General features: G+C 46.4%; 8 protein-coding genes and 1 pseudogene. 7 read left to right on the plus strand and 2 right to left on the minus strand.

What is annotated here, in order from left to right:
- The first annotated feature begins 11 nt into the window (after window positions 1–11).
- The 3 genes and pseudogenes from DW121_RS09635 to DW121_RS09645 all read left to right on the plus strand — a co-directional run.
- Window positions 12–854, plus strand: coding sequence for a BadF/BadG/BcrA/BcrD ATPase family protein (locus tag DW121_RS09635; protein WP_118323661.1), 843 nt, complete (start codon window positions 12–14; stop codon window positions 852–854).
- 16 nt (window positions 855–870) lie between these two features.
- A complete protein-coding gene (gene murQ / locus DW121_RS09640) occupies window positions 871–1686 on the plus strand; it encodes an N-acetylmuramic acid 6-phosphate etherase (RefSeq protein WP_117711636.1) in 816 nt (271 codons plus the stop codon).
- 100 nt (window positions 1687–1786) lie between these two features.
- A pseudogene (locus DW121_RS09645) lies at window positions 1787–2389 on the plus strand (GDSL-type esterase/lipase family protein); the annotation flags it as partial.
- Window positions 2390–2476: 87 nt separating this feature from the next.
- On the opposite strand, the gene DW121_RS09650 reads toward DW121_RS09645, so the two are convergent.
- Together DW121_RS09650 and DW121_RS09655 are read right to left on the minus strand one after the other, a co-directional pair.
- On the minus strand, window positions 2477–3124 hold the full coding sequence (locus tag DW121_RS09650) for an FKBP-type peptidyl-prolyl cis-trans isomerase (RefSeq protein WP_117711637.1): 648 nt from the start codon (window positions 3122–3124) through the stop codon (window positions 2477–2479).
- A 32-nt stretch (window positions 3125–3156) separates the two neighbouring features.
- Entirely contained in the window at window positions 3157–4698 is a 1542-nt protein-coding gene (locus tag DW121_RS09655; RefSeq protein WP_117711638.1) for a glycine--tRNA ligase, read from the minus strand.
- A gap of 527 nt (window positions 4699–5225) precedes the next feature.
- On the opposite strand from DW121_RS09655, the gene DW121_RS09660 reads away from it, so the two are divergent.
- The 4 genes from DW121_RS09660 to DW121_RS09675 all read left to right on the plus strand — a co-directional run bounded on the left by DW121_RS09660 (window position 5226) and on the right by DW121_RS09675 (window position 13555).
- Entirely contained in the window at window positions 5226–6554 is a 1329-nt protein-coding gene (locus DW121_RS09660) for a family 43 glycosylhydrolase (protein ID WP_118323662.1), read from the plus strand.
- A 41-nt stretch (window positions 6555–6595) separates the two neighbouring features.
- Window positions 6596–9040 carry a glycoside hydrolase family 9 protein gene (locus DW121_RS09665; protein WP_118323663.1) on the plus strand — a complete coding sequence of 815 codons (2445 nt, stop codon included), beginning with the start codon at window positions 6596–6598 and terminating at the stop codon, window positions 9038–9040.
- Between the two features lie 152 nt (window positions 9041–9192).
- Window positions 9193–10197, plus strand: a complete 1005-nt coding sequence (locus DW121_RS09670) for a glycoside hydrolase family 43 protein (RefSeq protein WP_117711641.1) — start codon at window positions 9193–9195, stop codon at window positions 10195–10197.
- A gap of 223 nt (window positions 10198–10420) precedes the next feature.
- Window positions 10421–13555 carry a SusC/RagA family TonB-linked outer membrane protein gene (locus tag DW121_RS09675; protein WP_233514888.1) on the plus strand — a complete coding sequence of 1045 codons (3135 nt, stop codon included), beginning with the start codon at window positions 10421–10423 and terminating at the stop codon, window positions 13553–13555.
- Window positions 13556–13563 lie beyond the last annotated feature (8 nt).

Below are 13563 nucleotides of genomic sequence, written 5' to 3' on the forward strand. Positions count from 1 at the left end.
CAACTAAAAATATGATTCTAATAGCAGACAGTGGCTCTACAAAAACCGATTGGTGTGTTGTAGAGAATGGACAACTCATCCAGCAGATATTCACGAAAGGGACTAACCCTTTCTTTCAGTCGGAAGAGGAAATCAGCAATGAGATAGCAACGGCACTGTTGCCCCGATTAACAACGAATGCGTTGGATGCTGTATATTTCTATGGTGCGGGATGCGGATTTCCCGACAAGATAGCCATGGTTCACCGGGCCATAACCAAGCATCTTCAGGTAAAAGGAGAAGTGGAAGTGAATACAGATATGCTTGCCGCAGCCCGAGGACTTTGCCAACATGAAGCCGGCATTGCCTGCATCATGGGTACAGGCTCCAATTCATGCTATTATGACGGGAAACAGATTGTACGCAATGTATCTCCCTTAGGATTCATTCTCGGGGATGAAGGCAGCGGCGCCGTATTGGGAAAATTGCTGGTGGGTAATATTCTTAAAAACCAGATGACTCCGGAACTGAAGGAAAAGTTCCTCGCACAGTTCAACCTGACACCTGCCGACATCATCGACCGTGTTTACCGCAAGCCGTTCCCCAACCGTTTCCTTGCAAGTCTCTCTCCATTCCTCGCCCAGAATCTGGATGAGCCTTGCATACGTACATTAGTGCTGGACAGCTTCAAGGCATTCCTCAAACGCAATGTCATGCAATACGAGAATTACCGCAAGAGTAAAGTGCACTTTATCGGTTCTGTAGCTTTCTACTATAAAGCAATATTGGCGGAAGCGGCTCAGGAAATGGGTGTCCAACTGGGCACTGTCATCAAAAGTCCGATGGAAGGATTAATAGAATATCATAAATCATAAAATAGCAAATAGCCTTATGTTTATAAAAATATCAGAGCAGCCCTCGCTCTACAACGACTTGGAAAAGAAGTCTGTCCGTGAAATACTGGAAGACATCAACAGAGAAGACCAGAAAGTGGCGCTTGCCATACAAAAGGCAATTCCCCAGATAGAGAAACTGGTGACACAGATTGTACCCCGCATGAAGCAGGGGGGACGTATCTTCTATATGGGCGCCGGCACAAGCGGACGCCTCGGCGTACTCGACGCATCTGAAATACCGCCGACATTCGGTATGCCTCCTACGTTGGTTATCGGCTTGATAGCCGGTGGTGACACAGCCCTGCGCAATCCGGTGGAAAATGCGGAAGACGATACGCAACGCGGCTGGGAAGAGTTGGTGGAACGCAATATCACGGATAAAGACACCGTTATCGGCATAGCTGCCTCCGGTACTACTCCTTACGTAATCGGTGCGCTGCATGAAGCACGCGAGCATGGCATTCTTACGGCTTGCATCACGAGCAATCCCGACTCCCCTATGGCAGCGGAATCCGATGTGCCTATCGAAATGGTTGTAGGTCCGGAATACGTTACGGGCAGTTCCCGCATGAAGTCGGGCACGGGACAGAAGATGATTCTGAATATGATTACCACTTCCGTAATGATACAATTGGGACGCGTGAAAGGCAACAAAATGGTCAATATGCAGCTTAGCAACAAGAAGCTGGTAGACCGTGGAACACGTATGTTGGTTGAAGAATTAGGACTTGACTATGGAAAAGCCAAAGCCCTCTTGCTGATGCACGGTTCCGTGAAGAAAGCTGCAGATGCATATCGGGCAAAGGAATGATAATGTTATGAAAACTCTTATCAGCATCCTTTTAATTATGTCCTGCCTGCAAGCGATTGTCGCACAACCTTTGCAGACCGAAGCTGCCGGCGAACAATCCCCGCGCATTTATACAGACCATTACTACAAACGCTTTCGGCAGTTTATGGACGAACCGGCCATCGGTAATAAAGACATCGTAATGCTGGGCAACAGCCTGACGGAGAATGGCGGTAACTGGGCTGCCCGTCTTGGCAATAAGAACGTGCGCAATCGCGGCATCATCGGCGATGAAGTAATGGGGGTATACGACCGTCTCCACCAGATATTGCCGGGACATCCTGCCAAGTTGTTTCTGCTTATCGGTGTGAACGACATCTCCCATGACCTGACGAGCGACAGTATTGTCAAGATGATACGTACAACGATAGAGCGCATCCGGAAAGAATCTCCCGGCACCAGACTCTATCTGCAAAGCCTGCTTCCCATCAACGAAAACTTCGGCCGCTATAAGAAGCTGGCAGGAAAGACAAGCATGATACCCGAAATAAACAAACAGCTGAAAGCACTTGCCAAAGAGAAAGGACTGACCTACATCAACCTCTTCCCACTCTTCACGGAGAAGGGCAGTAACGTGCTGCGTGCCGACTTGACGACAGACGGACTACATCTAAAAGAAGAAGGATATAAGATTTGGGTAAAAGCCATCAAGAAGAAGATTTAGCAAAAGATACACATAAGCAACCGCTAACAAACAGAAAAGGTGATAAAGCGTATTCTTTATCACCTTTTCTGTTTGTATCAAATTCGTTTATTCAACAAGTCCTGTCAAATACACATCAAACGTCAATGATGTATAGCCCGGAATAGAACCGGATGAACTGCCGCTTGAACCGTATCCGCTTTGCCAAGGAATATACAGCATCCAGCGTTCACCTACCCGCATATACTGCAAAGTCCACGTCCATCCCGGAATAACTCCCGAAACAGTAAATTCAGACGAAGAATTGAAAACTGTGGGCCATTTGGACGAATCGGTTAAAGGCAATGATATATCGCGGTCTGTTGCTCCATAACCGTCAAAGTTACCGTCAAACTCATCACCCGTGATGAGAGTTCCATAGTAGAAAGCCTCAACAGTAGAATTATATCCGTCGAAATTAGGACGTTCTCCAGTGTTATTCTTTACAAGTTTCTTGCAATATACATACTGAGGTACTATATTCGTGCTGGTTGTCGGCACTTGTATAGCAAACAACTCACCCTCTTCCATCTTATCGGCATCTTCAGCTGTAAGCACAAGCCTGTCGCCTGTCTTCCCCTTTATAGAGTCAATAAAAGCTTCGTTGCGCGGTTGCCAATTATCATACTTACCGGCTTCCTCCACTTCTTCGCAAGCCACAAACGCACCTGCCACAAATAGCAAGAAAGGTAAAAACAAAAGGAACGGTCTCTTCATCTAATTATAAATTACGGAATTACTATTATTTCTTATTGCAGCGTCTTCAGCAAAGACGTAATGCTTACGCGGTCTGCAATGATATTGTTCAGTTCGGAGATAGCCACACGCTCTTGCTGCATCGTATCACGGTTACGCAGAGTCACGCAGTTGTCTTCCAAGGTCTGGTGGTCTACCGTCACACAGTACGGAGTACCGATAGCATCTTGGCGGCGATAACGCTTGCCGATGCTGTCTTTCTCATCATACTGGCAGTGGAAGTGGAACTTCAGGTCGTCGATAATCTCGCGGGCCTTTTCGGGCAGCCCGTCTTTCTTTACCAACGGCATAACGGCCAGTTTCACCGGAGCCAATGCTGCAGGCAACTTCAGGACAACACGCGTCTCGCCATTCTCCAACTGCTCCTCGCAATAAGAAGCTGACATGATGCTAAGGAACATACGGTCTACACCGATAGAGGTTTCGATGACGTACGGAGTGTAGCTTTCATTGGTTTCCGGGTCAAAATACTTGATGTTCTTACCGGAGAATTTCTCGTGCTGAGACAAGTCGAAGTTCGTACGGCTGTGGATACCTTCCACTTCCTTGAAGCCGAAAGGCATCAGGAACTCGATGTCAGTAGCCGCATTGGCATAGTGGGCAAGCTTGTCGTGATCGTGATAGCGATAATGGTCGTCACCAAAGCCCAGTGCCTTGTGCCATTTCAACCGGGTAGCTTTCCACGTCTTGAACCAGTCGAGTTCAGTGCCCGGTTTTACGAAGAACTGCATTTCCATCTGCTCGAACTCACGCATACGGAAGATGAACTGGCGAGCAACAATCTCATTACGGAAAGCCTTGCCGATTTGTGCGATACCGAAAGGAATCTTCATACGGCCTGTCTTCTGTACGTTCAGATAGTTCACGAAGATACCCTGAGCCGTTTCCGGGCGAAGATAAATCTTCATGGCGCCTTCCGAGGTAGAACCCATTTCGGTGGTAAACATCAGGTTGAACTGACGAACTTCCGTCCAGTTCTTTGTACCGCTGATGGGGCAAACAATTTCTTCGTCAAGGATAATCTGGCGAAGTTCGTCAAGATTGTTATCATTCAACGCTTTGGCAAAACGTTCGTGCAAAGCGTCACGCTTAGCCTGATGTTCCAGTACACGGGCATTCGTGCTGCGGAACTGCGCTTCGTCAAAAGCCTCGCCGAAACGCTTGGCGGCTTTGGCCACTTCCTTGTTTATCTTGTCGTCATATTTGGCGAGTTGGTCTTCAATCAAAACATCGGCACGATAACGCTTCTTCGAATCGCGGTTATCAATCAAAGGGTCGTTGAACGCATCTACGTGCCCGCTTGCCTTCCAGATTGTGGGGTGCATGAAGATAGCCGAATCAATGCCTACTATGTTTTCGTGCAGCAGCACCATGCTCTGCCACCAGTATTGTTTGATGTTATTTTTCAGTTCCACACCCATCTGTCCGTAGTCGTATACGGCTCCCAAGCCGTCGTAGATGTCGCTTGAAGGGAACACGAATCCGTATTCCTTGCAGTGTGATACGAGTTTCTTAAAAACGTCTTCTTGTGCCATTTTTTGTTGTATCTTAATTAATTTGAAATCTTTGTTTAGCTAAAAACGCCACAAAGATAGGGATTTATCTTATATTGTAGGACAACAGGGGTATTAATTTATGGTAATGTTTGCAACCACGGCTCATGCTACCGCCATTTCCTTCGTGGTAAATGTTCATTTGCTTCGTCACAAATACGGCAATGCTTCAGAAGTAATGTTTTTTCCCTACGTTGTTTTCTTCGTTTTCCAGCTGCGGGCCCGACGGTTTCCAGTTGCGGGCTCTCCGTCCCGCAGTTGGCAACCGGACAGCCCGCAGCTGGAAAACGAGGTTTTACTTATAGCTTGGCGGCATTATCCATCGTGCACTTCCGCATTACCAACCTGACAAACCGGGATTATGCTCACAACTCTTCCCCGCTCATATCGCAAACCGCTGTGATAAAAACCGTAGTCTTTACTTAAAAATATAAGAGTTGTATCTAAAAGTATAAGGAAAAGAAAGGGCATGCCCGTTACATTTGCAATATGTAACAATTTATAATATTATGAAAAGACTTTTCCTTCTACTCTCTGCAGCAGTTACTATCGCAAGTACGCAGGCACAAAACCCGGTTATCAGAAACCAATTTACCGCCGATCCTACGGCGCGAGTGTTCAACGGCAAGGTATATATGTATCCTTCGCACGACATCCCCAGTCCCATCGACCGTCTGAAAGAATGGTTCTGTATGGCTGACTATCACGTATTCTCCTCAACCAACCTGACGGACTGGACAGACCACGGTGTCATTCTCACCCAAAACGATGTACCTTGGGTACAGCCCGACTCTTACTCTATGTGGGCTCCCGACTGCGTGTACAAAGACGGAAAATACTATTTCTACTTCCCCAGTACTCCCAAAGGTGAAGGCAAACGCGGTTTCAGCATCGGTGTAGCCACTGCCGACAGCCCGGAAGGACCGTTCACACCGGAAGCCGAACCGATAAAAGGAGTATTCGGCATTGACCCCTGCGTGCTCATTGACACAGACGGAGAAGCATATATGTACTGGTCCGGACGCGGATTATCGGTTGCCAAACTGAAACCGAACATGACCGAACTCGCCTCTGAACCGATGCAAGTGCAAGGCTTGCCTTCCAAAGGCTTCAAGGAAGGCCCGTACGCATTTAAGCACAACGGCAAATATTACCTCACCTTCCCTTGGGTACAAGACAAGACCGAAACCCTGGCTTACGCCATGGGAGACAGCCCGATGGGGCCGTTTGACTTTAAAGGGATAATCATGGATGAGTCACCCTCCGGTTGCTGGACCAACCACCACTCTATTACGGAATACAACGGCCAGTGGTATCTCTTCTACCACCATAATGATTATTCTCCCAATTTCGACAAAAACCGTTCGGCACGCATCGACTCGCTTTTCTTCAATGCAGACGGCACTATCAAGAAAGTGAGACCGACACTGCGCGGCGTGGGGACAACCGATGCACGCAGCAAAATACAGATTGACCGCTACTCTGCAATAAGCCCTTATGGAGTTTCCATCGACTACTTGAACCCCTCCAATACATTCGAGGGATGGCAGACTTTATTCCACAGAGCAGACACATGGGTGGCATATAACAGAGTAGATTTCGGCAATGCACCCGTAAAACGTCTCAAAGCACGTGTGCGCTCAGAAAAAGGAGGGACGATAACCCTGCGGACTCCCGGTGACAAAGGTATGGCCATTGCCGAATTACCCATAAAGCCATCCGAGAAATGGACAGAAATCAGTACAAGCGTGCGTAATGCACCTACAGGTATGCAGGACTTGATTGTTACACAAACCGGAGGAAATCCGGTAGCCGTAGACTGGATAAGTTTTGAATAATCTGCGGCTGGTATCCTCAAATCCTTTAATATCATTACCTCATGAACAAACACCATTCATTCTCATCATTATGCTACAAAGCCGCCTCAGCAGTCGTCGGGCTATCATTGCTCAGCGCCTGCGGGCAGGGCGGCTCTCCGTCATTCACACAGGTCAATAACTTGGTGTTAAACGATTCCAGCTATTTCGAAACTCGCGGGCTGAACTATTTCGTCTTTAACAACAACTACGATGCCATGTTCGATGACTCCAAAGTCAGCGCCGTCGAGATTATTCACCATGGAGTTCGTACAGCTACCAACGGTGATGTTCGTCTCAACCCCACACCGGGACAATGGGACAAGCTGCCCAGATTTGTAAACCGCACCGTAGACAAAGAGGCTAAACGTATCGATGTGAATCTGGAATACCCCCAATACTCTTTTGCATATACATTGACCGGAGAAGCCCGTGATGGCGGTTTCTACCTCAGCATATCGACAGACAAAGCGCTACCCGACTCATTGGTTGGAGTAGCCGGACTGAATATGGAGTTCTTTCCACCCGTATTTTTTGAGCACTCCTACCTGATGGACGGCAAACCGGGACTGTTCCCCACCTCGGCAGCCGACAACATGACTGTTATCAACGGCATTGTTGAACCTACTCCAATGGCTACCGGTACTAAAATTGAAATAGCTCCCGATGCTCCGATGAAACACGTCACAATCCGTACCACATTGGAAGACAGCAAGCTAATGCTCTTTGACGGACGTGACAAACAGCAAAACGGAACTTTCGTGGTGCGCACCCTATTGCCTGCCGGCAAAACAGGTAAAATAGCCGAATGGTTCATACAAGCCGAAACCGATACCCGCTGGTTACGCACTCCTACCATCAGCTATTCGCAAGTGGGTTATCATCCTGCGCAACAGAAAATGGCCGTGATAGAATTAGACAAAAACGACAAGCCACTTTCAAACGCCACCCTCTATAAGGTAAATGCAGACGGTTCTTTGGCAACAGCCCTGTCGGGCAAGCCTACTGCATGGGGTATATACACCCGCTATAACTACCTGCAATTCGACTTCTCGCAAGTGAAAGAACCCGGTATTTATAAAATAGCTTACGGCGAACAGCTAAGCGGCCCGTTCCCTATTGATACGGATGTATATCAACGCGCTTGGTATCCTACGCTGGATGTCTTCATGCCGGTACAAATGGATCATATGTTTGTCCGTGAAGCCTATCGCGTATGGCACGGTGCAGCCCACTTGGACGATGCCCGCCAAGCACCGGTGAACTACTCGCATTGGGACGGCTGGAGACAGGGACCGAGCACAGACAACAGATTCAAGCCCGGACAACACATCCCCGGACTGAATGTAGGAGGCTGGTTTGATGCCGGAGACTTCGACATCCAAACACCTTCGCAACAGCAAACCGTACAGTCATTGGTGGATATTTGGGAAGAATTTGCCCTCACCCACGATGAAACGACCATCAATCAGAAAGCTCGTTACACCGAAATACATCTGCCTGACGGCAAACCGGATGTTTTGCAGCAAATAGAACATGGCGTATTGCAGCTCGTGGCACAAGTCAATGCTGTAGGATACGCCATTCCGGGCATCAATGAATCACATCTCTATCAATACCGCCATTTAGGTGATGCCGTGACCAAAACCGATGGTATTGTAGGCAATGAAGACGACCGTATGGCATTCACCAACCGTACCCCTGCCCTCAACTATGGTACGGCCACTGCGCTTGCCGCAGCTGCACGTGCTCTGCCCACCCTCAATCCTCCACTTGCCAAAGAAGCCTTACGCATAGCCGAATTTATCTGGAAAGACGAACACAGCCGCCAAACCGGAAAAAAAGAGAATAACGAATGCCGTGCCGCCTTTGAATTATGGCGTACCACAGGTAATGAGATTTATAAGGCGCGGGTAGACGAGCTGCTGCCCGGCTTGACCCAACAGTTCGGCAGGAACACAAGTTTCATTATCCGCCTGTTACCGTTTATGGATGATGCTTTCAAACAACAGATGAAGCCGCAGATTGAAACATATATAGCACAACAAACCAAACTGGAAAGCAAGACTCCTTTCGGCATTGGTATCAGCTTGAGCAACTGGGCAGGCAACGGCACGATACTCCGCAATGGTATCACCAATTACCAAATCCATAAAATCTTCCCGGAACTGGTCGACCCGGAACTGGTGTTCCGTAATTTAAACTACATCTACGGTTGCCACCCCTATCATAACCGTTCATTTGTATCGGGAGTGGGTGCCCAACCCAAGAAAATAGGCTACGGCAACAACCGCGCCGATCATTCATTCATCCCCGGAGGTATAGTGCCGGGGGTTCGTCTCCTTAAACCGGACTTCCCGGAAAACCGTGACGATTACCAATTCCACTGGAGCGAGAACGAGTACGTAATTCCGCTGGCACCCGATTACATCTACTTGGTCAATGCAGTGAACAAGCTATTAAAGTAAAAGAACGGCTTATATTTTTCTGATATATCTAATTTTACAAACTGAATATCTAAAAATATAAGCCTATAAACATATTGCAGGGTTATTTTTGCATTAAGATTTATGCCTTATCGCACCTTAACAATTAATACTATTTAATAACATAAAGATATATGAAAAAGAATCTTCTCCTTGTTTTTTGTGCCATTGTCCTTCTCACAGGATGTACACAACGCCCACAGTTGCCCACTTTCCGCAACACAGGCAACCCGCTTATTAAAGACAAATTTACAGCAGACCCGGCTCCGCTTGTACACGATGGCACTCTCTATCTTTACGTAGGACACGACGAATTTTACGAAGGTCAAGACACCGCTCACGGCGGCAAAGAATTCAACATCACCGAATGGCTCTGCTATTCCACCCAAGATATGCAGACATGGACTGACCACGGTGTCGTATTGAAACCTACTGACTTTAAATGGGGAATAGGTGAAGCATGGGCATCACAGGTGATAGAACACAACGGAAAATTCTATTACTATACCACCGTGCAAGCCGGCGAACCTTACAACAGTAAAGCTATTGGTGTGGCAATCGGTGATACCCCCACCGGTCCTTTCACCGATGCAATAGGTAAACCCCTCGTTACTGACGACATGACTTCCAACGGTGCTCGTGGCTGGTGGAACGACATAGATCCTACAGCTTTCATCGATGCGAACGGGCAAGCCTGGCTTTCTTGGGGAAACGGCACTTGCTTCCTTGCCAAACTGAAACCCAATCTTATCGAAATTGACGGTGATATTCAAGTAGTAGACTTACCCCGCTACGTTGAAGGTCCCTGGCTACATAAACACGGAGATTTATACTACCTTACATATGCATCCTTCGGACAAGGACGCGAAACCATATCTTATGCTACCGCACCCAGTATGGAAGGTCCATGGACACCGCAAGGCGAGTTGACCGGTATGGCAGAAAACAGCTTCACAATCCATCCGGGAATTATAGAGTTCCAAGGTAAATGGTATCTATTCTATCACAATGCTACACTAACGCTCGATGGCCATGCCGGAGCAATAGGACGGCGCAGCGTATGTGTGGACGAACTACATTACAACCCGGACGGTACTATGCAGCCGGTGATACAAACTAAACAAGGGGTATCAAAATAAATTTCACTGTCCTATCCTATCTTATTATGAGATAGGATAGGAATAAATTATTTAAATATAGTTATTCATCTTTGTTAAACTAAACAAGTATTTTGCCTATGAGAAAAAATTAAAGAGAAAAACACAATTTGCAGTAAGGTTTACAATATATATTGCAAACTTTTTTATATAATCAATCTAATACTAAACCATATTATTTATTAAAAATTACCAATCTATGCTTATGAAAACAAGAATTTTGTTGTTGCTGGCGTTTGTTGTTTTCTGCTGTACTACAGCAATGGCACAAACCCAAGTCAAAGGTACTGTTGTCTCAGCTAATGATTCTGAGCCAATGATTGGTGTTGCTATTCTCGAAGATGGAACTACCAACGGTTGTATTACCGATCTCAATGGTAACTACTCTCTCCTTGTACAAAATGGCAATGCTACCCTTACCGTTTCTTTTGTAGGTTACAAAACGCAAACAATCAACGTCAATGGTCGTAGTGTAATCAATATCCGTTTGGAAGAAGACACAAAAGTCCTCGATGAAGTTGTTGTTGTAGGTTACGGTGTGCAACGCAAAAGCGACCTTACAGGTGCTGTTGCCTCTGTCAATTCGGATGACATTAAAAACCTTTCGACTGTTGATGCTGGTGCAGCTCTTCAAGGTAAGGCTGCCGGTGTACAGATTTTAAACACATCCGGTGCACCCGGTGAAGGTGCACAGATTCGTATCCGTGGTTATTCTTCTAACTCAGACCAACTTGGTCCGCTATTGATTGTCGATGGTTTGAAGGTTGACAATATCCAATATCTTGACCCTTCCATGATTGAATCAATGGAAGTCCTAAAAGATGCTGCTTCAGCTGCAATTTATGGTGCCCAAGCCGGTAATGGTGTCGTCCTCATTACTACAAAGACCGGTAGTAGTGCAAACGGTCGTCCTAAAATTACGTACTCTTTCAAAGCCATCAACCAGCGTCTTGGCAAGACACCCGAACTGTTCGGTGCAAAAGACTGGATTAAATACAAAGAAATGTCAGGCTTTACCGACATGGAGGCCCGATGTGAAGCTAATGGCGTTGACTACAACAATCCTCAAGAGACAAACTGGGTAAAAGAAGTATTCGATAACAGCTGGGCTACCCAACACTCTGTTACATTCCAGGGCGGTAACGACAAGGGTCATTTCTTTACTTCTATAAATTACATTGACAATGATGGTATTGTACGTGGCAAGAAAGATACCTATACCCGTCTTACCGCTCAGCTCAATGCGGACTACCAACTTTATAAGTGGATAAAGGTCGGTACCAACACCTCTATTGAGAAATGGGCAACCCGCAACATTACCCACCAAAGCGCTTATGGTTCCATGCTTGCATCAACCCTCTTACTCGACCCGTTGACCCCTGTATATTGGGACAGCGTCGATGACTTTCCAACAAGCATGAAGGATGTATATAACACAAACCCAGACAAGATACTTGTCGCTCCAAACGGCAAATACTACGCTACTTCAAAATTCCAAAATGACGACAATGGTAATCCGCTCCTTCAGCGTGACCGCCGTAATCAAAAAAACTCCGGTTTCACTGTTCGCGGAACAGCCTTCGTAGATCTTACTCCTATCGATGGTCTTGTGATGACATCCCGCTTCTCTTACCGCATTGCGCAGAGCAATTCACATAACTATTCCGAACCATACTACATGAATGGTCAGGCAAAAGCTGATGATTACTCTATTTCGGCCAATGCCAACAACAACCACTACTACCAATGGGAAAACTTTGCGAACTTCAACAAGACATTGTTTGACAAACACAATGTAGGCGCCATGATTGGTATGTCCTATACGGAATACCGTTCGGACAATGTATCGGCTTCAGCTACCGGTTCAGGCGGTAATAAAATTCTCTCCGGCGATGCTGACAACTTTAAGTATCTAGACTATGTCAATTCAGCTTCGACTACAACAAAAAGTATCGGAAACCTTCCGGGCGTCTCAACCAGTCTCTCATACTTCGGTCGTTTACTCTATACATATGACAACCGTTATAGTTTACAGTTCAACTATCGTGCTGACGCATTTGACACTTCCAAACTTCCGGCTGACAAACGTTGGGGAAAATTCCCTTCAATGTCTGCAGGTTGGACCATCAGTAATGAAAAATTCATTAAAGAAAATATCAGTAGCGATATTCTCTCATTCTTGAAAATCCGCGCCTCTTGGGGTCGTAATGGTAATGTCAACGTTCTCAACAATTATCCGTATACCGCACCTATCAGCTATAATTCAGCTTGGTATCAATACGGAAATAACCCCGATCAATACTATGGTTCTTATCCTTCCGGTCTTGCCAACCCGAACCTCAAATGGGAAACATCCGAACAGTTGGACCTCGGTCTTGATATGCGTTTCTTGAACGATCGTTTGACGGTTAGCCTTGACTACTACAACAAGAACACAAAAGACCTTCTTGTAAAGATCAATCCGGTTCCTGAAGTTTATACAAACCAAACTACCGTAAACGCCGGCGAAGTGAACAACAAAGGTTTTGAATTTGAAGCCAGCTGGAAAGACCATATCGGAGACCTTGCATACAATGTTAATGCTAACTTCTCAACATTGAAAAACGAAGTGACATACCTTTATGATGACCTCCAACGCATTACAGCCAGCAAAGGCGGTGTAGACGGTACAAACAATAAGGTACATACCGCATTTGAGGAAGGACATTCCATTTGGTATTTCCGAGCATTTGACTATGTCGGTGTCGACAGAGAGACAGGTGCTCCTCAGTTCCGCAACCATGAAGGTAAAATCGTAAACTCTTCAGAATTGACTGATGAGGATATGACAGACATCGGTAGTGCCATTCCAAAATTCACTTACGGTATCACCATTAACCTCGAATATAAAGGAATTGACTTCACAGCATTCGGTACCGGTGTAGCAGGCAATAAGATTTTCAATATCCTCTATCGTGCAGACAGCCCGTTACGTAACTCATTGAGATACTATATGGACAACGCCTGGACTCCGGAGAACAAAGGGGCTTCCATGCCAGCACCGGATCAAGTAGCAACAGACCTTAATTTCTGGGGGTCAAGTGCTTCTATGTTTAATGGTTCCTACTTCAAGATCAAGCAGCTCCAGCTCGGCTACACCTTACCCAAGAGACTTACTCAGAAAGTGGCAATCAAAAATCTCCGCTTCTTTGTGTCTTTGGATGACTTCTTTACTTTCTCCAAGTACCCGGGTATGGATCCGGAAACCGCAACCACAAGCAGAAACGGTGGTGCAGGTTTTGATATCGGTTCTTACCCCACTATGAAGAAATGTACATTCGGTGCTAGTTTCTCATTCTAATCGAGACA

The sequence above is a fragment of the Bacteroides sp. AM10-21B genome, assembly GCF_003472565.1.
In the GTDB taxonomy this organism is placed as follows: domain Bacteria; phylum Bacteroidota; class Bacteroidia; order Bacteroidales; family Bacteroidaceae; genus Bacteroides; species Bacteroides propionicigenes.

Excerpts from the sequence above, each read along its gene's own strand:
- DW121_RS09635 (WP_118323661.1), top strand. The coding sequence starts at position 12 with ATGATTCTAATAGCAGACAGTGGCTCTACAAAAACCGATTGGTGTGTT.
- murQ (WP_117711636.1), top strand. The coding sequence starts at position 871 with ATGTTTATAAAAATATCAGAGCAGCCCTCGCTCTACAACGACTTGGAA.
- DW121_RS09650 (WP_117711637.1), bottom strand. The coding sequence starts at position 3,124 with ATGAAGAGACCGTTCCTTTTGTTTTTACCTTTCTTGCTATTTGTGGCA.
- DW121_RS09655 (WP_117711638.1), bottom strand. The coding sequence starts at position 4,698 with ATGGCACAAGAAGACGTTTTTAAGAAACTCGTATCACACTGCAAGGAA.
- DW121_RS09660 (WP_118323662.1), top strand. The coding sequence starts at position 5,226 with ATGAAAAGACTTTTCCTTCTACTCTCTGCAGCAGTTACTATCGCAAGT.
- DW121_RS09665 (WP_118323663.1), top strand. The coding sequence starts at position 6,596 with ATGAACAAACACCATTCATTCTCATCATTATGCTACAAAGCCGCCTCA.
- DW121_RS09670 (WP_117711641.1), top strand. The coding sequence starts at position 9,193 with ATGAAAAAGAATCTTCTCCTTGTTTTTTGTGCCATTGTCCTTCTCACA.
- DW121_RS09675 (WP_233514888.1), top strand. The coding sequence starts at position 10,421 with ATGAAAACAAGAATTTTGTTGTTGCTGGCGTTTGTTGTTTTCTGCTGT.